Source organism: Streptomyces lushanensis (assembly GCF_001700515.1).
Lineage (GTDB): Bacteria > Actinomycetota > Actinomycetes > Streptomycetales > Streptomycetaceae > Streptomyces > Streptomyces lushanensis.
Genome location: NZ_MAUD01000279.1, coordinates 1 through 21,522 on the forward strand (window position 1 = coordinate 1; position 21,522 = coordinate 21,522).

A 21,522-nucleotide genomic window follows, 5' to 3' on the forward strand; every position below is an offset into this window, starting at 1 on the left:
TCGTCGGCGAGCGGTCCGGCGAAGACATGGACGTCCTGGGTGATCAGGGCGACGGTCCGGTGGAGCGTGGCCCGATCGAGCGAGTCCAGTTCCGCGCCGCCGATCCGGACCGTGCCCTCGGACGGCCGGTGGACACCGGCGGTGATCTTCGCCAGTGTGGTCTTGCCCGCGCCGCTCGCGCCGACCAGCGCGACCCGCTCCCGGGGCTCGATGGTCAGATCCACTCCGTGCAGGACGGGATGGCCCGTCTGGTACGCGTGGCCGATCCCGCCGAGGGCGACGGACGCGTCACGCGGTACGGCCGGCCGCTCCACCCGTGCGGCGGGCGGCAGATCGGCCACTCCGACGAGCCGGGCCAGGCCCGCCGTGGCCGACTGGGCGTCGTCGATCAGCATCAGCGCCGAGTTGACCGGCGTGAAGAGGCTGTGGAAGTAGAGCGCGGCGGCCGTCGCCGTACCGATCGACACGGCGCCGGCGCGCACCAGCAGGAAGCCCGCCACCAGCACGGCGGCGAGGCCGGTGAACTCGGCCAGATGCAGCCGGCTGTAGAAACGCAGTACCAGGTGGACACCGCGCATCGTCAGCGCCACCACCGAACGGGAGCGCTCGGTGACCCGCTCGGTGTGCTCCTTCTCCAGCCGGAAGGCGCGTACGGTCGGCGCTCCGCCGATGCTGTCCAGAAGCTGCTGCTGCTGGGCCCCGTACGCGATGCGCTGCTCGGCGTAGAGCGGTGCGGCGTTGCGTGTGTACCAGCGCGCGGTGTGCGCCTGTACGGGGACGGCGAGCAGCGCGGCGAGGAGGAAACGCCAGTCGAGCAGGGCCAGCGCGCCCAGGGTGAGGACGATCGCCAGCACCGAACGGGTCAGCTCCGGCAGGGCGTTGCGGACCGCGTCGGCGATCAGCGACACATCGCCGGTGACACGCGCCGTCAGATCGCCCGAGCCCGCCCCCTCCACCTGCTCCAGCGGGAGGTGCAGGGCGCGGTCCACGAACCGCTCGCGCAGCCGGGCGAGTACGGTCTCGCCGAGCCGGGAGACCAGCGAGAGCCCGAGGCCGGTGGCGGCGCCCTGGACGACGGCCACCGCGGCCAGCAGCGTCACGGGCACGGTGATCGCACCGACCGGACGGGCCTCGGTGACCACGTCCACGATATGGCCGAGCACCGGCTGGACCACCAGTCCGACGGCCGTCGCGCCGAGTGTGGTGAGCAGGGCGGCGAGACCCAGCAGCCGGTGGGGGCGCAGGAGTTCGCGCACAGCGGCGCGGGTGCGACGGGCGGAGGCGGTGGGCAGCAGCGTCCGTTCGTCGTCCGCGGTGGTGCGGTCGTGCTCCGCCGTGGTGCGGTCGTGCTCCGTTGTGCCGTGGTCGGGCTTCACGCGAAGACCGCCGTCCGGTAGCTCCCGTGGCGCCGTACGAGTTCGGCGTGCGGTGCCGTGTCGGTGACGCGTCCGCCCTGTACGAGCACCACCCGGTCGGTCACCGCGAGCAGCGCCGGGCTCGTGGTGACCAGGATCGTCGTACGTCCGTGCCGGAACTTTCCGACCGCGTCGGCCATCCGGGCCTCGGTGACGGTGTCGACCGCTGTCGTCGGGTCGTGCAGGACCAGCACCGGGGCGTCGGCGGCCAGCGCGCGGGCCAGGGCCACGCGCTGGCGCTGGCCGCCGGACAGGGACCGTCCGCGCTCGGTCACGGTCGTGCCGGCGCCGTGCGGAAGGGCTCCGGCGACCTCGTCCGCGCCCGCCGCGGCCATCGCCGCCGCCACGATGCCGCCGCTCCGCCCGGCCGCGGCCGACACATTGGCGGTCAGTGTGCCCTCGAACAGGTCGGCGTCATGACCGGCGACCAGCACGGCCTTCCGGATCTCCGCCGGGTCCAGTGCGGTCAGGGCCAGGCCGTCCAGCTCGACGGTCCCGGCGTCCGGATCGGCCACGCGCCCCAGACAGCCGAGCAGCGCCAGCGCGTCGGCCGGATCGGTGGCCACCACTCCGAGCAGCTCGCCGGGCGCCGCGTCCAGATCGATGTCGCGCAGTGCCGCGTACGAGACACCGCGCAGCCGGACATGGCCGCGTACCGCCACCGGCAGCACACCCGGGCCCGGTTCCACCGCCGGGGGGGCGGCGAGCACCTTCGCGATACGCGCGGCGGAGGAACGGCCCTGGGCGAACTCCGAGCTCACCCAGCCGACGACTTCGAGCGGCCCGATCAGGAACAGCGCCAGCCCGACCGCCGAGACCAGTCCGCCCAGACTGATGTCACCCGCGGTGGCCAGCCGGCCGCCCAGCAGGGCGACCAGGGCGATGAACACACCCGTCAGCGCGAGCGTCATCCCCTTCTGCCAGGACTGTGCCCGCGTCGCGCGCAGTGTGGCGACCAGCGAGGCACGGCTGGCCGAGCGGTAGCGGGCGACGGCCGCCGGCTCGGCGCCGATGCCCTTGAGCACCCGCAGACCGGCCACGAGATCCGCGGCGACGCCCGACGCCTGCCCGGCGCGCTCCTGTTCTGCCTCGCTGCGCCGCTCCAGCGGCTTGCTCAGCAGATGGCCCAGCCACAGCAGCAGCGGCGTGCCCAGCAGGACGACAAGGCCGAGCGGTACGGAGATCCGGACCAGGGCCACGGCACTGACGCCCAGCGCGGCCAGCGCGGCCACCGCCTCCATCACCGCGACGTTCACGGCGCCGACGCGTTTGGCGTCCTCGGTGGCGGTGTTCACCAGGGCTCCGGGAAGCCCCAACGTCTCGGTGCCGCCCGCCGGATGCAGTACGCGCCCGACGAGCGCGGTCCGCAGCTCGTGCGCCGCGGCCACCGCGGCCCGCTCCGACAGCCGTGCGCCACGACGGAAACTGAAGGAGAGGCCGACGTAGACCACGGCCAGCACGCCCGTCCACAGCCAGAGCGCACCACCGTCGCCCTCGGCGACGGCTCGGTCGATCACCAGACCGATGAGCACCGGAACAAGCGCCTCTCCCGCCTGGTGCCCGGCCGCGAGAAGTGACGCGGGGACGACATCGCGCCGCTGTCCCGCCACCGCCCGCCTCAGGACATCCCGCCCCACCGGGCCTTGCGCCCCCACCGCGTTCCTCCGGTTCCCGAGATCATCGCCCGTTGATCGGGCCGAAAACTTAGGTAAGGCTATACTAAGTAATCGCCTGATGGCCACCCCCGCGAACGGCCGCGAACGGACCGGCCCCGCTTCGTAGTTGCCGGGAAGCGGGGCTCGGCGGCCGGTTGTCCGCTTCGGACTACACTGGAATATCAGGAGGTCGTATGACACACGGTGAGCGCCCGATGCCGCGTGGTGCGCCGTCCGATCCACTCGGAGACGAACTGCGGGCGGATCTGTCGCGAGCGATGGAGCTGAATGGAATCGGCGGGTTCGTGTGGGACGTCGAATCCGCGCGAGTCCTGCTCGATCCGAGCGCGGTCGCGATATTCGACCTGGAGCCCGGCGCGTTCGACGGGCGGATATCCACGCTCTATCGGCGGATCGCGCCCGAGGAGCGAAGCGGTATCAGGATGCGGGTGGCCCAGGTTTTCTCTGATCCCCGTCGCTCGACCAGCTGCGGAAATTATTTCCGTGTCAGGCGGGCGGATGGAACCACTCGGTGGGCGCATTCTCAGGCCGTCGTCGTGCGTGACGAGTCCGGACGGCCCGTCCGGGTGGTCGGTGTCCTCCGCGCCGAACCGCACTACGCCGAGGAGCAGTCCACCCTGGAGTCCGAACGCCGGCACCAGGCGGGTGTCGTCCAGGCGACCACGACGGCCCTGTCCCAGGCACTCGGTGTCGAGGACGTGCTGACGGCTCTGACCGGGCACGAGATCCTGGGCCCGGTGGGCGCCGTGGGCATATCGCTGACCGTTCTTGAGCAGAACAGGCTCCGCCGGCTTGCCACCGTCGGAATGCCTGCCGCGTATGTGCGTGATATGGAGTACGGCCGGCTCGATGACGACCGGCCGATCGCCGAGGTTTTCCGGACGCAGAATCCGCTGTTCGTCACGCGGAAGGACATCCGGACCGATTACTCGATGCTCTGGCCCTACATCAAGGGGACGGGATTCACCGCGTCCGCCGTTCTGCCGCTCATGGCGCAGGCCCGGCTCACCGGTGTGCTCGCCATTCTCTACGAGGGAAAGAAGGGCTTCTCGCCCGAGGAGAGGAATCTGCTGACGGCCTTGTCGGCCACCGTCGCCCAGTCGTTCCAGCGGGCGCTGCTGTACGACGAGGAACACGCCATGGCGGTGGGTCTTCAGCAGGCCATGCTCCCCGCCAAGATCGAGACGGTGCCGGGAATGAGCGTCGCCGCCCGCTACCGGCCCGCACGGGCCGGTCACCAGATAGGCGGCGACTGGTACGACGTCATGCCGCTGCCCGAAGGACGCGTCGGCCTGGTCGTGGGAGATGTGCAGGGGCATGACATCCAGGCCGCCGCGGTCATGGGACAGCTGCGGACGGCGCTTCGCGCGTATGCCACCGAGGGACACTCACCCGCGGAGCTCATGTCCAGGGCCTCGGCGTTTCTGCGCGACCTGGACACCGAACGTCTCGCCACCTGCGTCTATGTGAGCCTCGGCCCCGCCACCGGCCAGGCGGAGATCGTCCGCGCCGGACATCCCAGCCCGCATATCCGCACCGCCCATGGAAGTGCCCAACTGGCCGTTGAAGGCGGTCCGCCGCTCGGCCTCCCGCCGGATCTCCCTCTCAGCCGGCCGGATCCCGGGGACGTTCCCTATCCCGTTCACCACTTCTGCCTCGGCCCGCGCGAGACACTCCTGCTGTGCACCGACGGGCTGCTGGAATTCCATGACACCGACATGGCCGCCGGTGAGCGCCAGATACAGGTGCTCCTCGACAGCGGTCCCGGTCCCGGCCGGCTCGACCAGCTGGCCGAGCACATCGTCGCCAGCATCGAGAACCGGCAGGGCCAGGAGGACGACGTGGCCCTCCTCCTGGCGTCCCGGACGCCCCCGCACCCGTCACTGGCGACCTCCTAGAGGTCCTGTCCGGCCGAGGCCGTGTCCGGTCGTACCCGGTCACGGCGGTGCCAGTGGTTCCAGGGCGGGGGCGGCCGAGGGGACCGTGGGCAGGCCGAGGGCCATGCTGCCCACATGGATCAACCGGTCCCGGTGCGGTGCCAGGAACGGGGCCGTCAACGGTGTCTCCATCGCACCGGTCAGACACGACGCCAGGCCCAGATCGGTCGCGGTGAGACACATGGTCTGCATCAGGCACCCGGTGTCGCGATAGACGAGGCTCAGCGACATCCCCTCGTACTTCCAGGTGGTGCGGCCGGCGCAGGACGCCAGATAGATCCCGGCGGGCGGCGCCTCCCTCATGGCGGCGGCGTCGATGACGGTCCGTCGTTGCAGGGCGGCGAGTTCATCCGTCCACGCGGAGAGCCGGTGCAGTGTGTGGGCGAAGGGATCGTAGTGGTACGCCCCGCCCGCCAGCCCGTCCACCTCGCGCGCCAGCAGATAGACCTCCAGGCTGTGGCGACCGCCCCCGGACGGTGCGGAGCGCTGCGTCTGCTCGTACGCACGGGGCGGGAGATAGCCGCGCACCCGTGCGGTCCGGTCGAGGAACGCGCCGATGAGCGCCAGTGGTACCGGGGACGGAGCGAAGGCGCGGACGCTGCGGCGTTCGGCCAGCACCTCGGCCAGCGGACGGCTCGGGGTGGCGCGGCCGTCGGGCAGGGTGATGACCTCGGTGGCCTCGGGATGGACGAGGCGGGCCGGCGGCGGTGCGCCGCGCCGGGCGTGCGGGACGGGGCCTCTCCCGGCCTGTGCGTGGACGGCGAGTTCATAGGGCGTCCAGCCGTCCCCGCCGCAAGCAGCGCCCGATCCGGCGCCGTCGGCCGTTCCTCCGACATCGGCCGAGGCGCACCGCTGGATGATCCCGGCCGAGGCGAGCCGGTCCAGGAGCTGGCGCGCCTCCTCGGCATGGCCGGATTCCTGCCAGCGGTCGTGGACTTCCTCCGCCGTCAGCGGACGGTCGAGCTGGTGGAGCAGGCCGACGAGCACAGGCTTGACGGAGAATTTCCGCCATTGACGGCAGTCGACCAGAACCGGACCCGAGTCCTCCCCCCACTCCAGCAGAATGTCGGGATTGCGTCGGTAGTGATACCGGCTGTCCACGCGTCCACCCCCTTCTTCCGTCGCACGGACGTCTCTCGTCGATCAGGCCGCTCATGGGGCGCCGTCACAGGAAGGGCAGCGGGAACGGATTCAGTTCGTCCTCGGAGAGGCTCCTCTCGCGTACGCCCATGGCGACCGGTGCCGTGAAGACACGCGGCCCGCCACGCCGGTGGAAGTCGCTGCGCAAGGTGAGCGGGCACAGGCCGGGCACCACCGTTCTGACCACCGACACACCGCATTCGGCCACATCGACCGGAGTGATGTCGACGGTGATGGTCTCGTGGCCCCGGGCGGCCAGCCGGCGGACCGCCTCGTCCACATCGGCCTGGAGTCCGGCGGCGGGCCTGGCGGGCGGGACCGGGTGCAGCGGGCCCTCGTCCCAGAAGGCCAGATGGCGCAGGCGCTCGGGGGAGCAGTAGTAGAGGGAGAACTCGCTGAGGCTGCTCAAGACGTCGTCGGGGCCGGGGATTTCCTCCTCCGCGAGCCAGATGCCGGCGCCGGTCCGGCACAGGCACGCCTCTTCCAGCGCTCCGAGAAGCGCCGCGTGCGGGTCGAGGTCGGCGCGCGCGGTATGGACGACCACGGGCCGGTCGGGCGTGCCCTCGGCGAAACGGACGGCCACCGCCGGGATTCCCAGGTCCGTGGTGAGGTCCTTGCAGATGACCGTGGCGCCGTCCGCGGTGACCCGGTCGATGATCCGCCGGGCCGGGCCGTCGGGGAGCCGTGTGAGATCCAGGCTGGGCAGGATCAGCCGGTTCTCCCAGAAGACGATGGCCGAGTCGCGCTCGACGATCTCCAACAGGCCGCCGAGCACGGCGTGCTGATATGTCCCTCCGGCGGCCAGGCCGGTGGAGATGGGATCGAACCAGGGCTTGTGGCCCCGGGGGAAGCGGTACGGCAGATACACCGCGCAGGCCGGCACATAGCGCGTCCTGCCGGTGGTCAGGGAGTGGCCCCGGACCCAGTCGATCTCCATGTCCGGTTCGAAGGGCCCGTACCGTGGCCGCTCGGCGTACTCCTTGGCCGAGCCGAGAGGGAGGGTGCGCGGGTCGACGGCCTCGTCACCGAGCGCGGCGTAGGCGGCGCGGACGAGCTGATCCGGATCGTAGACGCCCGCGGCATAGCGCTCCATGGTCTCGCCGACCGCGCAGACCCGGGCGCCGATCGGGTCGCTCTTCACGGCGCCGCCGCGCGCCTCCGCCCTGACCGGGGAGAACCAGGTCGTGGTGGTCACCCCGGCGGTGCGCGCATAGGTGGTGCTGCCCGGGCGGCCGTCGCCCTCGTCCACGCGCAGCTCGGGCACGAGCCCGGTCAGCGGGTCGACCGCGCCGCGCATCAGCTCCCAACTGGCCCGCGTGTCGACGGCGTTCGCCTCACCGCGCTTCGGCGGGACGACGGCCTCGGCACAGGCGGGGCAGTTCGGCGTGTGGAACAGCGCGTGGCGCGTGCGGTCCAGCGAATCGTGGTCGACAACCGTCAGGACCGTGGGCCCGGTGCGCGGCTCGGTGGTGAGGGCCCTGAGCACCTCATGGGCGAGGATCCCGGCGGCGACGGCGGTGGTGGGCCATGCCTCGCTCGCCGCCGCGCCCATCAGCACGTCGAAGGGCAGATCGGCGACCGGCTGCCAGGTGTGATTGGCGCGGACGCGCCGCACGAGACAGACAGGGCAGGCGGTACGGGGCGGAGTGAGGGTGGCCAGGAGCAGACGTGTCGGTGTGCTCAGACAGGTCACCAGCGGTGTGCCGGCGGCGAGGGAGAACCGGGTCCAGCGCCGGAGGTCGGACTCCGCCAGGCCGAGCGGCAGAACCACCGCGTCGGCGTTCAGGCGCGCGGCGTGGGCGTCCGCGCTCCGCTCCGCGACGACCACCCGGACCCCGGCCCGGATCAGGAGCGCGGCGGTCTCGGCCGTCAGCAGCCCGTCGGCGGCCAGGGCGACCGTGAGATCCCCTCGCTCCTCCTCCCGTCCGTAGAGAGGGTGGGCGCGATGCCCGTCGCCGGGGTGCACGAGGCCGCGGGCGCGCATCGCCCCGACCACGCGGTCCGGTACGGCGTCGAGCGTGAGGAGGCCGTGCTCTCCGCCGTCCGGGGCGGGCACTGCGGCGGGGACGCGGAACGTCCCCGTACTTGCGCAGATGTACAGGTGGTCGTCGCGCGTGACGAGCCGTACATCGCGCCGTGGCGTGAGCGCGGAGGAAGCGGAGCGAGGGGTGCCCGACGGGTCCGGGGTCGATTCCAATTCTGTCCGCCTTCGGAAGAGTGACGCGTACGACGACGCCGGGAGTACGAAGGTGCCTCCCTGCCCATGGCAAGACAGGAAGACACCTGCCGCGCTACTCCGTCGGCTCGGCTTCCCGCACCGTCACATCCGACACGGCACTGAAGCAGCTGTGCCCGGCGAAAGCCGCCTCCGTCTCCGGGATCGACATTTCTTCGAAGAGTTCCTCGTTTTCGGGCATGACGGTTTCCTTTCTCGGAACGGCACTCCTGAAATGTGCTGCCGTAATGGCTCGACAGAGCCTCCATGGCGCCTTTTTCATTGCATGACACGTTCGAATGAACCGTCAAGGAAAATCCGGGGAATTGCCAGGAATCGCCAGCGTGTAATTGTATTACGTATAAGGGCAGGGCTGTTCCTCGTCCTTCGGGCGGTCCCCGGTCAGGGCCCGGGGGACGGCCGGGGTGGCGGTGACGCGGTGGACGACGAGGGCCGCGAGGTCGTCGTCGCGGACGCCCGAGACGTAGGCGAGCATGTCCTGTCGGAGGAGGTCCAGGAGCTTGCGGGGCGGGGCGAGGGCCCACGGCCGGACCCGCTGGGCGAGGGGGTAGAAGGTCCCGGCGCGGTCGCGGGTCTCGCTGACACCGTCGGTGTAGAGCAGCAGACTGTCACCGGCGGCGAACGGGATCGTGTCCACCCGATAGTGGTCGCCGAGCAGGGAGGCCAGGTTCATCGGCGCCGACGGCACACTGGGTTCCACCTCGCGCACATCGCCGTCGTGCAGCAGCATCGGCGCCGGGTGCCCGCAGTTGACCAGGCGGGCGACCGGCTCGTCGGCGGGAATCTCGACGAGCACGATGGTGACGAAACGCTCCAGCACGTCGTCGCTGGGGACCGCTTCGCAGTATCCGTTGATGCTGCTCTCCAGTCGGCCGGCCAGGGTGGGCAGGTCCGGGGTCTCCTGGACGAACACCCGGAACGAGCTGAGGACGACCGAGGCGGCCTCGACGGCGGGCAGTCCCTTGCCGCGTACGTCACCGATGATCAGCCGTACCCCGTCCCGGGTCTGCACCGCCTCGTAGAAGTCGCCGCCGATGCGTGCGTACGCGGCGGCGGCCTGGTAGAGCACCTCGATGTCGACCTGCCCCAGATGATTCGGCAGCGGGCGCAGCAGCACCCGCTGCGCCGTCTCCGCGACGGCGCAGACCTGGGCCAGCGTGCGCTCCCGGTTCTGCCGTACGCGGCTGGCGTACGCGCCGGCCAGGGTGATGGCCGTGATCGCGAGCAGGGTGAAGTAGCCGGGTGTCCGGTTCAGATCGTGTTCGACGGCCAGTCCCAGGGCGGTGTCGGCCGCCAGGGCCAGCGCCCCGATGCTCAGGGTGCCGGCCACCGGGAACATGGCGGCGGCCAGCGCCGGGGCCACTCCGAGCAGCCGGTTGAACTGCAGATGGGGCGTGAGGACCGCCACCACCGAGACCGCGACGATCACCAGGAAGGGGGTGAGGAGCGCCGTCTCGAAGGGGCGGCCCTGGTCCCGCATCCGCTGGGAGAGCCGCTTCGGGGCGGTCACGGCCGCCTGGCTGAGTGTGCCGATCGTAGAAATTACGCATTCCTCCCATCTCGGTGTAGTAGCCACTTTTCGTTCACGGAGTCGAATAGTCAAGGGGCGCAGGTCGGCCGCCCTGCGCCTCCGTGCGCCGCAGCCCTCCGGACCTGCGGTTTTGTCGGGCCGGACCGGATCCGGAACGGCCGGCCCGCCGGCGCCCGGGACGTCACGGCCGCGGCGGCGGCGCCGTACCTCGCCGGCCACCGGAGCGCCCTCCGGTCGCCGGTCACCGGAAACATCTTCGAAACTCAGAATTGAACGATGTCGACGTTTAGGCGACGCGGTCGGCCCGCAGTGCGCCGGATAAATGACGGCCATTAACTTCCCGGGGCCGACTGGCTACTGTCGTGGCATGACCCGAAACCACTCTCGGATAAAGAAAGCCGTCATCCCCGCCGCCGGCCTGGGGACCCGCTTTCTGCCCGCGACCAAAGCGACCCCCAAAGAAATGTTACCGGTGGTGGACAAGCCCGCGATCCAATATGTGGTCGAGGAAGCCGTCGCCGCCGGACTCACCGACGTCCTGATGATTACAGGGCGCAACAAGCGGCCTCTGGAGGACCACTTCGACCGCAACTTCGAGTTGGAGGACGCCCTTCTTCGGAAGGGCGACTCCGACCGGCTCGCACTTGTCTGCGAATCCACCGCCCTGGCCGATATCCACTATGTGCGGCAGGGCGATCCCCGGGGCCTCGGCCACGCGGTTCTCTGCGCCGCTCCGCATGTGGGCGACGAGCCTTTCGCCGTACTTCTCGGGGACGATCTGATCGACGCCCGCGATCCCGTGCTGCCGCTCATGGCGGCGGCCCGGGAGCGTCACGGCGGCAGTGTGGTGGCCCTCATGGAGGTGCCCCGGGACAAGATGCATCTCTACGGGTGCGCGGCCGTCGAACCGGCCGGCGCCGACGGGCTCGTACGCGTCACCGATCTGGTGGAGAAGCCCGAGCCCGGCACGGCCCCGAGTTCGTATGCCGTCATCGGCCGCTACGTACTGGATCCCGCGGTCTTCGAGGTCCTGGCACGCACCCGGCCCGGCCGCGGCGGTGAGACGCAGCTCACCGACGCTCTGCGGGAGCTCGCCGCCGCCGGCGCGGTCCACGGCGTCGTCTTCTCCGGGCGGCGCTACGACACCGGTGACCGGGCCGAGTATCTGCGTACCACCGTGAGGCTGGCCTGCGAGCGGGAGGATCTGGGCGAGGACTTCCGCGACTGGCTGCGTGGCTTTGTCGATACGGAGTTACGGCAGCCCGAGCCCGCGGCCTGACGTCATGGACACGGTCCCGGCGCGTCCCGGACCGCCTCGTTCCGCCCGGAGGTGTGCGACTGGTGGGATTGAGCAGTTGCACACCTCCGGGTCCAAAAAAGACCGCCCGTACGAATTTCCCGATCCTTGATTGCATTTGACACGACTGAAACATTCCTGATGGGCGCGGTATCCGTTACCCGGTCCGGGACGCCGATACAGTCTTTACAAAACGAACGGAAGGTTTGTAGTGTCCTTTTCGTTCATTTGACTTGTCGGTCCCGGCGGCTGGGGGAGGCTGCGTGATCATGAATTCATTGGATGGTACGAAGGGGTGGGAGGAAGTGCTCGGGCCCGTTCGAAGAGTTGCGACGGCTACGCTGTTACCTTCGGACTCACCGAGAAGAGCCGGCGAGGACCCGGATCACATAGAGGTCCTCTCAGGTTTCGAGGAAACGCTTCCGCCTATCACTGTCCACTACCCGTCGATGCGCGTGATCGACGGCATGCACCGCCTGCGTGCGGCCTTACTGCGTGGTGATACGGAAATTGACGCCAGATTCTTCGAAGGTCCTTCCGACGATGCCTTCATACTCGCTGTACGGGCCAATATCGGTCATGGCCTGCCTCTGTCGGCCGGGGATCGCCGGGCCGCCGCCATACGTATACTGGCCAGCCATCCCCAGTGGTCGGACCGGGCCATCGCCTCGGTCGCCGGACTGGCGCCCAAGACCGTCAGCGTGCTGCGCCACGACAGGACCGAGGCGGGTCCGGTGGCCGCCGGACCGGACAGCCGGATCGGACGTGACGGACGGGTGCGCCCGGTCGACAGCTCCGAGGGGCGCAGGGTCGCGGGCCGGCTCATCGCGGACAATCCGGAGGCGTCGCTGCGGGAGATCGCGGGCAAGTCCGGGATCTCCCCGGGGACGGTCCGGGACGTACGGGCGCGTATACGCCGGGGCGAGGACCCCGTACCCCCGAAGCGCTCGGCCAGGCCGCGAAAGCCCTCGTCCGGCGGCGAGGACAATGTCAGGTCCCTGACCGCGGACGATCCCGCGGCCGTCTTCCGGATGCTCTACCGCGATCCCTCGCTGCGGCTCACCGAGAACGGCAGGCTGCTGCTGCGCCTGCTGGAGGTGCACACCCTCGGTGGTGAACAGTGGGAAAAGATCATCATCTCGCTCCCGCCGCACTGCATCGGATCCGTCTCGGCCGCCGCCGTCGCCTGCGCGGAGGCCTGGCAGGACTTCGCGACGAGGATCGAGAGACACGAATGCGCCTAGAGCCAATCCGTGTCCCGCCAGTCCCGCCAGTCCCGCCAGTCCCGCCAGTCCCGCCAGTCCCGCCAGTCCTGTCCGGCCCGCGACGCCCGGGGTCCTTGGCACAGGGCCTCCCGCCACAAGGCTCAAGCCGGGTCCTTGACGGAGCCGGCGCCCCGGCCGGAGCGCCCCGGTACGCCGTCGACGGAAGCGGAAGCGGGGACGGAGGCCGAGGCAGGGGCGGAGGCGGTGAGCGTACGCAGCAGGCTCAGACCGGCCTCGGCCGGGGAACCGTGCTGGGCGCTGTACATCAGCGTCCACTGGCCGGACTCGTCCGGCATGTGCAGCGTCTCGAAGGAAAGCTCCATCGGTCCCACCAGCGGATGGTGGAAGGACTTCACGCCGGACACACAGTTCCGTACCGGATGGCGCTGCCAGAGCGCGGCGAACTCCGGGCTCTTCATGAGCAGTTCGCCGACCAGCTCGGCCAGCCGGCGGTCGTCGGGAAAGCGCCCGGCCATCAGCCGCAGCGAGGACACGGCGCGCTTGGACTCCTCGTCCCACAGCGGATACAGCTCGCGGGTGTGCGGATCGAGGAAGAGCAGCCGCTGGAGATTGGGACGCCCGGTGTGCCGGTCGGGAGCGGCGAAGTCGAGATGGTCCGCGACCAGGGCGTGGCCCAGAGGATTCCAGGCGAGGACATCGCTGCGCCGGTCCAGAACGACCGCGGGCACGCCGTCCATGGCGTCGATGAGCTGCTTGGTGCCGGGCCGGACACAGACCACGCGGTCCGGCGCACGGCGCTTGGCGCGGCCGGGACGGGCGAGATTGCGCAGATGGGCGTGTTCGTCGTCGGTCAGCCGGAGCGCGCCCGCGAGCGCGTCGAGCACCGCTTCGGAGGCGTTGTGGCTCTGGCCCTGCTCCAGCCGCGCGTAGTACGCCGCGCTCACCCCGGCGAGCTGTGCGAGCTCCTCGCGCCGCAGGCCCGGCACCCGCCGCTGGGCACCGTACGAGACCAGCCCGACGTCCTCGGGCTTCAGCCGTGCACGCCGTGTGCGCAGGAATTCACCAAGCTCCGCGGGAGTGTCCATGACGACCAGTATGGCCGCGCTCCTCCGGCCGGACCGGGGACGTCCCACACCCTGCCAGTGATAGGACCAGCGGTCACACGCATGCCGTGCGTACGCATGGCCGGTGACTGGCTGCCCGGAAAAGGCAACCACAGACTCTCGGTCGGCGTGACGGTCGTGCCTGTTCGAGGACGAGAGGGATCCCGGCGATGTCGACACTCGACGACGTGTCAGAACAACAGCCTTCAGCACCGCCCGCGCGGCTCACCGGCCGGCTGAGGCTCGTCCTGGTGGTACTGCTGGTCGCGCAGTTCATGCTCGCGGTGGACTTCTCGATCCTGAATGTCGCGCTCCCCGTCATGGGCAGGGGACTGGGCTTCTCGCTGGGAAACCTCCAGTGGATCGCCACCTCGTTCGCCCTCGCCGCCGCCGGATTCACCCTGCTCTTCGGCCGGATCGCCGATCTCGTCGGCAGGCGCCGGCTCTTTCTGGCCGGCCTCGCGGTCCTGGGCGCCGCCTCGCTGCTCGGCGGGCTCGCCGTCAACCCCGAGATGCTGCTGATCGCCCGCGTCGCACAGGGCCTGGCGACGGCCGCGGTGACACCGGCCGGTCTCTCGCTGCTGACCTCCTCCTTCCCCGAGGGCCCGCTGCGGTCCCGGGCGCTCGGCCTCAACGGCGCGCTGATGTCCGCCGGGTTCACCACCGGCGCGGTCCTCGGCGGTGTACTCACCGATCTGCTGAGCTGGCGCTGGTCGTTCCTGGTCAATGTGCCCGTCGCGCTGGCCGTGCTGATCGTCGCGCCGACCGTGATCGCCGAGAGCCGCGGCGACCGCCGGGCACGGCTCGATCTGCCGGGCGCGCTGGCCGTGACCGTCGGGCTGCTCTCCCTGGTGTACGGACTGACCAGGGCGGGCGAGCACGGATTCGGCGACCCGAAGGCCCTCCTCTGGCTGATCCTGGGCGTGGTGCTGCTCGTGGTCTTCTACTTCGTGGAGAAGGGCGTGCCCGAGCCGCTCGTCCCGGTACGGATCCTGCGGCGGCGTACGGTGATCTTCGGGAACCTGGCCGGTCTGCTCGCCTTCGTCACCGAGACGTCCCTCGTCTTCCTGATGACCCTCTATCTTCAGAAGGTGCTCGGGTTCTCACCGCTCGCGGCCGGTCTGTCCTTCGGCGTGCTCGGGCTGGGCACCGTCGTCGGCGGAGTCACCGCGGCCCGGGTGATCGGCCGGATCGGCACCACCCCGGCGCTGGTGACGGGCGGTCTGGTGCAGGCGGTGGCCACGGTGGCACTCGTCGGCCTCGGCGACAGCCGGAGCTCGATGTGGCTGCTGCTGACCGCGACCTTCGTCGGCGGGGTCGGGAACATGCTCGTCATCGTCGGATTCATGGTGACCGCCACCTCGGGTCTGCCCGACGCGGAACAGGGCATGGCGACCGGTATGGCCACCATGAGCCAGCAGGTCGGTATCACCATGGGCACACCGATCATGAGCGCCGTCGTCACGGCGCATGCCGGCGGGTCCGCGGACGCCGAGGTGATTCTCGACGGTGTGAGTGTCGCCGTGCTGGTCAACGCGCTCATCGTGGTCGCCGGTGTGATCATGGCCGCGCTGTTTCTGCGTACCGGGAAAGAGCCGAAGCGCCTCCAGCGGGTCTGAGCCCCCGGCGCGGGCCCGAGCCCGTGCCTCGATCTCCTTTTGTCACCGCAACGAACAGAAAGTGTTTCTCATGGATCTGGAACTCAAGGACAGGGTCTTCCTCGTCACCGGGGCCTCCGCCGGGATCGGCGCGGAGACCCTCCGATTCCTGGCAGCCGAAGGGGCGACGGCCGTCGGTGTGGCCCGCCGGGCCGGACTTGTCGACGACCTCGGTCCCGGCATCACGGGTATCGCCGCCGATGTCACCGAGCCCGGCGGTGAACTGCGGGTGGTGGAGACCGTACTGGAGCGGTTCGGGCGTCTGGACGGCCTGGTCAACAACGTCGGCGGGCTCAACTCCCGCGCCAGCTTCCTGGATGTCACGGACGAGCAGTGGAAGGCCACCTTCGAACTGAACTTCTTCTCGGCGACCCGCTTCACCCGCGCGGTCCTGCCGGCGCTGCTGGAGCGCGGTGAGGGCAGTCTGGTGCATGTGGCGAGCGAGGCGGCCCGCTTCCCCGACTACCCACTGGTCGACTACGCGGCCACCAAGACCGCGATGCTCTCGCTCTCCAAGTCGCTGACAGCCGAGTTCGGCCCCCGGGGCATCCGCTCCAACGTCGTCTCGCCAGGACCGACCCGGACCGCGCTGTGGGACGCGCCGGGCGGCTTCACCGAGCAGCTCGCGGCCCGGTTCGGGCTCTCCGAGGAGGCGGCGGTGGAGCGGTTCGTCAAGGAGGAACGCCGGCTGCCCAGCGGTCGTATCGGCACCCCCCAGGACGTGGCCCGGATCATCGGCTATCTGCTCTCGCCGCTGGCGGGCCAGGTGACGGGCGCCGAATGGTCGGTCGACGGCGGCGCGCTGCGCCAGATCTAGACAGCGCCGGGGGCCTGTCCGTGTATCAGGCCGCTCAGCGAGATCCACGGGACACGCCCCGGGTCCTGTCCGGCGGGACAGGACCCGGGGCATGGAAGTCTCCCGGCGCGGTCGTGCCCGCGCCTGGCCCGGCACGACCACCGCACGACCACCGCCCGACCGGGCCGGCACGGCACGCGCCGTCGCCGCCCCGGAGGCCGCGGTGCTCTCGCGCGGGACTGCTCGACCTCAGGACCGCTCGACCGGACAGCGCGGCCCGCGGTGTCCGGCTCAGGAACGGCACTCACGAGGAAGACCGAGGTACGACGATGACCGGTGTCAACCGACGTACGGTACTGACCGGTTCGGCCGCGGCGCTCGGCGGGACCGCGCTCGCGGGCACACTGCCCCGACCCGCCGGGGCCGCTCCCGCCCCCGCAGCCGCCACCGTGGCGGACATCGCGACCGTGGCCGACGCCGCCACCGGCGCGACCGTGTTCCCCGACGATCCGCGCTATCCGCTGCTCACCACCGGGAACAACCAGCGGTTCGTCTCCCGCCCCGACTACATACGCATGATCAGATCCACCGCCGACGCGGAGCGTGCCCTCAAGGAGGCCGTGAGACGGGACAAGCGGGTATCGCTGCGCAGCGGCGGTCACTGCTTCGCCGACTTCGTCTGCCACGGCGACGTCGAAGTCGTCCTGGACTTCTCCGAGATGACGGACGTGTCGTACGACCCGCGCATGCGGGCCTTCGCCGTCGAGCCGGGCGCCCGCCTGATGAATGTCTACGAGGCCCTCTACAAGGGCTGGGGCGTCACCATACCCGGCGGCATCTGCTACAGCGTGGGCGCCGGCGGCCATATAGCGGGCGGCGGTTACGGGTTGCTGTCCCGCGCGCACGGACTGGTCGTCGACCATCTCTACGCGGTCGAGGTGGTGACGGTCTCGGCCTCGGGCAACGTCCGTACGGTGGTGGCCAGCAGGGAGCCCGACGATCCCAACCGCGATCTGTGGTGGGCGCATTCCGGCGGTGGCGGCGGCAACTTCGGCCTGGTCACCCGCTACTGGTTCCGCTCCCCGGGCGCGCGGGGCGACAATCCGGCCGAACTGCTCGTCCAGCCGCCCTCCACGGTACTGGTCAGCGCCATCTCCTTCCCCTGGGAGGGCCTGAGCGAGCGGCAGTTCTCCCGGCTGCTGAAGAACTTCGGAGCCTGGCACGAGGCCAACAGCGCCCCGGACTCCCCGTACACCGCGCTCAGCAGCCTCTTCAACGTCTGTCACACCTCCCACGGCACGCTCGACATGTTCACCCAGGTCGACGCGACCGTGCCGGACGCGGAGCGGCTGCTGGCCGACTACGTGTCGGCGATCACCGCGGGCACCGGGCTGAGCGGTCGGGCCATGACCAGGCCGTCCGGCGAACTGACCGCCATGCCGCAGCTCGCGGCTCCCCGCCTCATGCCCTGGCTCCAGGCCACCCGGCTGGTCGGCGCCAACAATCCGACCATCACCGACCCGACCTCACGCGGTGCCCACAAGTCGGCGTACATGCGCAAGAACTTCTCCGACCACCAGGTCTCCGTCATGTACCGGCACATGAGCGACGAAAACTATCCCAACCCGGACACCATGATCGTCCTGTTCTCCTTCGGAGGCCAGGTGAACGCCGTGCCCGAGGACGCCACGGCCAACGCCCAGCGCTCGTCCGTCTTCAAGATGTGCTTCCAGACCTTCTGGCCCGACGAGTCCGGTGACGCGGCGGCACTCGGCTGGGCACGTGGAATTTACGAGGATTTCTTCTCCGCCACCGGTGGGGTCCCCGTGCCGAACGAGAACCAGGACGGCTGCTACATCAATTATCCGGACACGGACGTCGCCGATTCGCGACGCAATCTGTCGGGCGTTCCCTGGACCACGCTCTACTACAAGAACAACTACGCGAAGCTCCAGCAGGTGAAGCGCCGTTGGGACCCGAGCGACTTCTTCCACCACTCGCTCTCCATCCGTCCGGCCCGGTGATCCGGACGTAATCCGTAACCTGTTCGTAAATCCGCCGCAGCTTCCGGCTGCGGCGGATTTTTTTGTGCAAAATCAATTCGTTGACAGTTTTCAGGTCCGGAGGAGAAGCTCGTTCCGACACGAGCACATGAATAACCCGGCCGCATAATTGAAAGGGATGACAAAGCATGCGATCCATCGCGGTAGTTCTCGGCACCCGGCCCGAGGCCATCAAGCTCGCACCGGTCATCAGGGAACTCAGGAACGACCCCCGGTTCGCACCCGTCGTCATTTCCACCGGCCAGCACCGGCAGATGCTGGACGAGACGCTCGCCGCCTTCGGTCTCGGCACCGACATCGATCTCGGCATCATGACTCCCAAGCAGACGCTGGCCCAGGTCACCTACCGTTCCCTGCGCGGGCTTTCGGAGCACTTGGCGCCGCGGGGGACCGAGGCGGTCATGGTGCACGGCGACACGGCCACCACGCTGGCGGGCGCCCTCGCCGGCTTCCACCACCGGCTGCCGGTGATCCATGTCGAGGCGGGGCTGCGCAGCGGCAATCTCCACTCGCCGTTCCCGGAGGAGGCCAACCGCCGCCTCGTGGCCCAGATCTCCTCGCTCCATCTCGCGCCCACGCCGGGCAACGCGGGCCATCTGATCCGCGAGGGCATCGCCCCCGGCCGGATCGTGGTCACCGGCAACACCGTCATCGACGCCCTGCGCTGGGCCAGTGAGCAGAGCGACGGCTACGGCCGGCCCGAACTGGCCGATCTCGACACCGACCCGCGCCGGGTGATCCTGGCCTCGGCGCACCGGCGCGAGTCCTGGGACCATCTGCCGGAGATCGGCCGGGCCCTGGCCACCGTGGCCGACGACCCGGCGGTACGGGTCGTCGTACCCCTCCACCGCAATCCCGTCGTACGGGACGGGCTGCTGCCGTTCATCGGCGCCCATCCCGGCATCACGGTGGTCGACCCGCTGCCGTATCTGAACTTCTGCCGTCTGATGCAGCGGGCCGACATCATCCTCTCCGACAGCAGCGGCGCGGAGGAGGAAGGCCCGGCGCTGGGCAAGCCGACGCTGGTGCTCCGCGACATCACCGAGCGCCCGGAAGCGGTGATCGCCGGTACGGCACGGCTGGTGGGCCGGGCCACCGACGGCATCGTCGGCGAGGTCACCGAGCTCCTGCGGGACGCCGGGCACTACCGGCGGATGGCCACCGCCGCCTCGCCGTACGGCGACGGCCGCGCCACGGACCGTACGGTCGGCGCGATCGCGCACTTCTTCGACGCCGGGCCCGCGGTACTGCCCTTCGTCCCCGGCAGCGCCATCGACCAGCTCTCGGTCGAGCTGGCGGGCGCCGCCCCGGCCGCCTACGCGCGGAGCTGAGGGAGGGAAGGGACGGAGCCGGGAGGACGCGCGACATGACCGACAACGGGATCAGGACCCTGAATTTCTCGGGGCAGCGGATCGAGGCGCGAGCGGTGACGGGCGCCAAGGAGTTCCGGATCGAGGGAACGGCGATCGTCGTCAATATCGGGATGACGCCCGCACCGGTGGGCGAGTTACCGCGGAAGGACATACCTCCGCTGTCCTCGGTGATTCTGCGCGACACCTCCGTCGAGCGGGCCGACTCACTGATCGTCCTCAGTGCCCCGGAAGGGTACGGGGACGGTTCCGGGGACATCTCCGGAATCGTCGGGGAGCCGGGCTGGAAGCCGCTCTCGGACCTCCTGGACGGATTTCCGGAGGACACCCCGCTCTGGAAGAGTCCGCAGGACGACGCCGGACAGGTGTCGTTCGTGCCGGAGGAGGTCCTGGGCCGGCCGGAACCCGGAGGAACGGTACGGGACTTCCAGGTGAAGGTGAATCTCTGGTTCGCTCCCGCCGGCACCGACTGCCGTATCCACAATCTGCATGAATTCCTTGAGGTGCACACCCAGGTCAGCGGCCTCGGCCGTATGCAGAAGTTCCGGGAGCAGGATCACGGCACGCTGTTCGAGGACGTGCCCATGGGCGTGGGCTCCACACATTCCGCGTTCTGTGTGACCGGTCCCGGCAGCGCCTTCACCTACCCCTGGCACCAGTACCGGGCCGACACGGACTGTGTCTGGCTCGCCGTCGAATACCACGAGATCCGCGCGGAAGAGGAGAGGGAACAGTCATGACGCACATCCCCAGATTCACCCCCGAGCTGGTCGCGGACCAGTTGCGCGACGGCTACTGGCTGGAGGCGCCGGACATCGACAACGATTCCCGTCCCGACCTCTTCGGCTACGGATTACGGCTCGGCGAGATCTACTGGTACCAGAACGACGAGAAGTGGACGCGCCGGCTCGTCGCGGACAAGATCCGGATGCCGGTCGGCGCCGACTACGCCGACATCAGCGGCAACGGCCACCCGGACATCATCGTCTGCCATGAGCTGTACGGGCCGATCGGCACCATCCACGACCCCGACACCGCCGGCGGCAAGATCGACTGGCTGGAGAACCCCGGCCACCCGGACAAGGACGAGTCCCGCTGGCAGCGGCGCTACATCGGCCGTGCCACCGGAATGCACCGGCTGCGCGCCGGTCACTTCACGCAGACCGAGCGCCTTGAGATCATCGGTCTGCCGATCGTGGCCAAGGAGGACGTGCACGCGGTGCTGCCCGTGGTGCTCTTCACCCAGCCCGACGATGTGCGCTCCGCCGAGGAGTGGCCGATGACGGTCATCGACGACAGCCACTTCCGGATGATCCACGGTGCGGAGAAGAAGGCCGGGCTCGTCCCGGGCTCCGAGCTGGACTCCCTGCTGCTCGCCTCCGACGAGGGCGCCACCTGGCTGTACTACGACGAGAACACCCGGACGTGGGTGCGGAAACTGATCGGCACGGGCGAGCTGACCCAGTTCGAACAGACCGGCTTCCGTGGCAGCGGCGACCTCAACTCGGGCCGGATCGGCGACGATCCGATGGCGTACGTGGCCGCCGTCGAGCCCTTCCACGGCAACACCGTGGCCGTCTACGCCAAGACCGAACCGGGGGTCCCGGCGGACCAGGCGGTCTGGCGCCGATTTCTGCTGGATGTCTACGGCGATCCCAACGAGAACGGCGAGGGCCCGGGACACCAGATCGTCTGCGCCGACTTCGACAACGACGGCGAGGAGGAGTTCCTGGTGGCCCTGCGCGGCCCCTGGCCCTGGCAGGGCGTCATGTACTACAAGGCGATCGATCTCGCCAACGGCGTGTTCGCCAAGTGGCGGGTGTCCGACGAGTCCGTGGCACGTATCGCCACCGCCGACTTCAACGGTGACGGGCGGCTGGACTTCGCGACGATCGCGTACTCCGTGCAGAACTACTACGTGGCCGAGGACGCCAAGATCGTGGTCTTCCGGAACGAGACCGACATCTCCTGAGGCGCCGCCGCCCCGTCGCGTTCTCCGCCCTCGCCGGCCCGGCTCCTGCCGGCAGTCCGGTGCGGTGCCCCCGGCCCCTCCCCGGGGGCACCGCACCGGACT

General features: G+C 70.0%; 16 protein-coding genes. 9 read left to right on the top strand and 7 right to left on the bottom strand.

Annotated elements, in window-relative coordinates:
• Both BFF77_RS22055 and BFF77_RS22060 read right to left on the bottom strand, forming a co-directional pair.
• Window positions 1–1,376: ABC transporter ATP-binding protein (locus BFF77_RS22055; RefSeq protein ID WP_079125377.1), on the bottom strand; the 1,376-nt coding region annotated here is incomplete at its 3' end.
• Window positions 1,373–3,070 carry an ABC transporter ATP-binding protein gene (locus tag BFF77_RS22060; protein ID WP_066952602.1) on the bottom strand — a complete coding sequence of 566 codons (1,698 nt, stop codon included), beginning with the start codon at window positions 3,068–3,070 and terminating at the stop codon, window positions 1,373–1,375. The genes BFF77_RS22060 and BFF77_RS22055, both read right to left, overlap by 4 nt.
• 194 nt (window positions 3,071–3,264) lie before the next feature.
• On the opposite strand from BFF77_RS22060, the gene BFF77_RS22065 reads away from it, so the two are divergent.
• Window positions 3,265–4,989: a SpoIIE family protein phosphatase gene (locus BFF77_RS22065; protein WP_066952604.1), complete on the top strand. Its 1,725-nt coding sequence runs from the start codon at window positions 3,265–3,267 to the stop codon at window positions 4,987–4,989.
• 39 nt (window positions 4,990–5,028) lie between these two features.
• Here the strand turns inward: BFF77_RS22065 and BFF77_RS22070 are convergent, their stop codons facing one another.
• The 4 genes from BFF77_RS22070 to BFF77_RS22080 form a co-directional block, all read right to left on the bottom strand.
• The gene (locus tag BFF77_RS22070) at window positions 5,029–6,129 is read right to left on the bottom strand and encodes a SagB family peptide dehydrogenase (RefSeq protein WP_066952606.1); all 1,101 of its coding nucleotides are present in this window, start codon (window positions 6,127–6,129) and stop codon (window positions 5,029–5,031) included.
• Window positions 6,130–6,193: 64 nt separating this feature from the next.
• On the bottom strand, window positions 6,194–8,365 hold the full coding sequence (locus BFF77_RS22075) for a YcaO-like family protein (RefSeq protein ID WP_066952608.1): 2,172 nt from the start codon (window positions 8,363–8,365) through the stop codon (window positions 6,194–6,196).
• A gap of 94 nt (window positions 8,366–8,459) precedes the next feature.
• A complete protein-coding gene (locus BFF77_RS34685) occupies window positions 8,460–8,585 on the bottom strand; it encodes an azolemycin family RiPP peptide (protein WP_096001753.1) in 126 nt (41 codons plus the stop codon).
• Window positions 8,586–8,738: 153 nt separating this feature from the next.
• Window positions 8,739–9,914 (bottom strand): PP2C family protein-serine/threonine phosphatase, encoded by a 1,176-nt coding sequence (locus BFF77_RS22080; protein ID WP_066952609.1) that lies wholly within the window; start codon window positions 9,912–9,914, stop codon window positions 8,739–8,741.
• A gap of 388 nt (window positions 9,915–10,302) precedes the next feature.
• Between BFF77_RS22080 and BFF77_RS22085 the strand changes: the two genes are divergently transcribed.
• The gene (locus BFF77_RS22085) at window positions 10,303–11,214 is read left to right on the top strand and encodes a UTP--glucose-1-phosphate uridylyltransferase (RefSeq protein ID WP_079125378.1); all 912 of its coding nucleotides are present in this window, start codon (window positions 10,303–10,305) and stop codon (window positions 11,212–11,214) included.
• 467 nt (window positions 11,215–11,681) lie between these two features.
• Entirely contained in the window at window positions 11,682–12,476 is a 795-nt protein-coding gene (locus tag BFF77_RS22090) for a ParB/RepB/Spo0J family partition protein (RefSeq protein ID WP_245703644.1), read from the top strand.
• A gap of 122 nt (window positions 12,477–12,598) precedes the next feature.
• On the opposite strand, the gene BFF77_RS22095 is transcribed toward BFF77_RS22090, so the two are convergent.
• The gene (locus BFF77_RS22095) at window positions 12,599–13,543 is read right to left on the bottom strand and encodes a helix-turn-helix transcriptional regulator (protein WP_066952615.1); all 945 of its coding nucleotides are present in this window, start codon (window positions 13,541–13,543) and stop codon (window positions 12,599–12,601) included.
• 188 nt (window positions 13,544–13,731) lie between these two features.
• On the opposite strand from BFF77_RS22095, the gene BFF77_RS22100 reads away from it, so the two are divergent.
• From BFF77_RS22100 to BFF77_RS22125, 6 genes are all read left to right on the top strand, one after another.
• Window positions 13,732–15,180, top strand: coding sequence for an MFS transporter (locus BFF77_RS22100; protein WP_066952618.1), 1,449 nt, complete (start codon window positions 13,732–13,734; stop codon window positions 15,178–15,180).
• Between the two features lie 70 nt (window positions 15,181–15,250).
• Complete coding sequence (locus BFF77_RS22105) at window positions 15,251–16,036, top strand: SDR family NAD(P)-dependent oxidoreductase (protein ID WP_066952619.1); 786 nt, start codon at window positions 15,251–15,253, stop codon at window positions 16,034–16,036.
• Between the two features lie 308 nt (window positions 16,037–16,344).
• Window positions 16,345–18,039 carry an FAD-binding oxidoreductase gene (locus BFF77_RS22110; protein WP_066952621.1) on the top strand — a complete coding sequence of 565 codons (1,695 nt, stop codon included), beginning with the start codon at window positions 16,345–16,347 and terminating at the stop codon, window positions 18,037–18,039.
• A 167-nt stretch (window positions 18,040–18,206) separates the two neighbouring features.
• Complete coding sequence (gene wecB / locus BFF77_RS22115) at window positions 18,207–19,409, top strand: non-hydrolyzing UDP-N-acetylglucosamine 2-epimerase (RefSeq protein ID WP_066952623.1); 1,203 nt, start codon at window positions 18,207–18,209, stop codon at window positions 19,407–19,409.
• Window positions 19,410–19,444: 35 nt separating this feature from the next.
• Window positions 19,445–20,188, top strand: a complete 744-nt coding sequence (locus tag BFF77_RS22120; RefSeq protein WP_066952626.1) for a hypothetical protein — start codon at window positions 19,445–19,447, stop codon at window positions 20,186–20,188.
• Entirely contained in the window at window positions 20,185–21,420 is a 1,236-nt protein-coding gene (locus BFF77_RS22125) for an FG-GAP repeat domain-containing protein (RefSeq protein WP_066952627.1), read from the top strand. The genes BFF77_RS22120 and BFF77_RS22125 overlap by 4 nt, the downstream gene beginning before the upstream one ends.
• The last annotated feature ends 102 nt before the right edge of the window (window positions 21,421–21,522 follow it).